1 protein-coding gene and 1 pseudogene are annotated in these 1,218 nt (G+C 54.8%); both read right to left on the bottom strand.

Annotated features, from left to right (window positions below; all coding sequences use genetic code 11):
• On the bottom strand, nucleotides 1-921 hold a 921-nt coding region (locus tag RR842_RS14750), incomplete at its 3' end, for a hypothetical protein (protein WP_332730322.1).
• Nucleotides 922-994: 73 nt separating this feature from the next.
• Nucleotides 995-1,156 (bottom strand): annotated as a pseudogene (locus RR842_RS14745) (helix-turn-helix transcriptional regulator); the annotation flags it as partial.
• Nucleotides 1,157-1,218: the final 62 nt, after the last annotated feature.

The raw sequence follows: 1,218 nt of genomic DNA, 5'->3' as shown, positions 1-1,218 counted from the left end.
ATGCCCTCCATCGAAGAGGGTTCCCTCCTTAATCGCCGGGTAGTCGTAATCATTTTTGTCAACGAACAGGTTTTTGTCGCCAGGCGTCCAATACAGCAGGGCAGATTCTACAAAAATATCGGCGGCTCCATAGCAAAACACCGCACTCTTGAGATTGTCGATATAGTTCTCCCGCGTATCAATGGGAAGATAGAGAGCATTTTGCACATAGTAGGGTGCCGAAGCAGAAACATTGGTGTACTCAAAGGGCTTCTCCTCGCGATAAGGATCGATCTCTTCAGCGACCGGCCCTGCCCAGCGCGAAAAATATGCCTGAGACATAAGAAAGTTTCCACCACCATTGGCACCCAGATCCCACGCAAAACCCGAGTCGTGGTCAGAAAGCGCCGTGAGCATGTTCATCTCGGATAAATCAAGCGACGCCACTGCCCCAGGGCTCATGAGACGTTGTAAACTCAGTGTGTAAGCTGCAGCCCCCTCGAAGCTGCCATCGGCGCTCTCGATCACCGCAAAATAGGTGCCACTAGGCACTTCTTTACGAATACTTTGCGAACCCGTCCCTCCCGCCGACTCTTGCAGTTGCCCTCCCTCGCTATCGCACAGACGCATCCGATAGTCACTTGAGTTCGGTGCCGTAAGCGTACAAGCAAGCGACGTGGCATTATCGAGGGTAAACGAGTACACATCCACATCCGCCGCATGGTGAAGTGTCGCGTCAAAGCGCGTGGGGAAACTGATGGCCGTGGCATCCTTAAAAGAATCGTTAACCTCGTAGCGATCCCCCGCACGGGAATTAGCCGTCGTTTCGGCAGCGGTCGGTTCGGCAAAAGCTGTTGCAATCGGGCAGCAGAGAACCACCAGCACAACGAAAGCGAAAGTAAAAGAAACAACGCGGCGGGCCGTTCGGCGATCGTTCATCAAGGCAACTTTCTCACGACGGTGACGCACTCATGATAACCCAAAACCCGGTTGAAGCGCCCAACCCGCCACGTTACTATTCGGCGTGCTCGATTAGGTCGATCACCTCATCGCGCGCATGCACGTCGAGCTTTTGGTAGATGGACTTGATGTGGTACTTCACCGTGTTCTCCGACACCACCAGCTTCTCGGAGATAGCACGCGCCGTGCGGCCCTGGCCCAGATGAACCAGGATCTCCGCCTCGCGCGGGAGGCTTTTTTACGGGCAGCGTGCGAAGTGGCCCCCTACGACGTCTTCCA

This window comes from Gordonibacter sp. (genome assembly GCF_036667095.1).
Classification (GTDB): Bacteria; Actinomycetota; Coriobacteriia; order Coriobacteriales; family Eggerthellaceae; genus Gordonibacter.
Note: the sequence above shows the minus strand (reverse complement) of the source record. Positions and strands in the feature narration are given on the sequence as shown.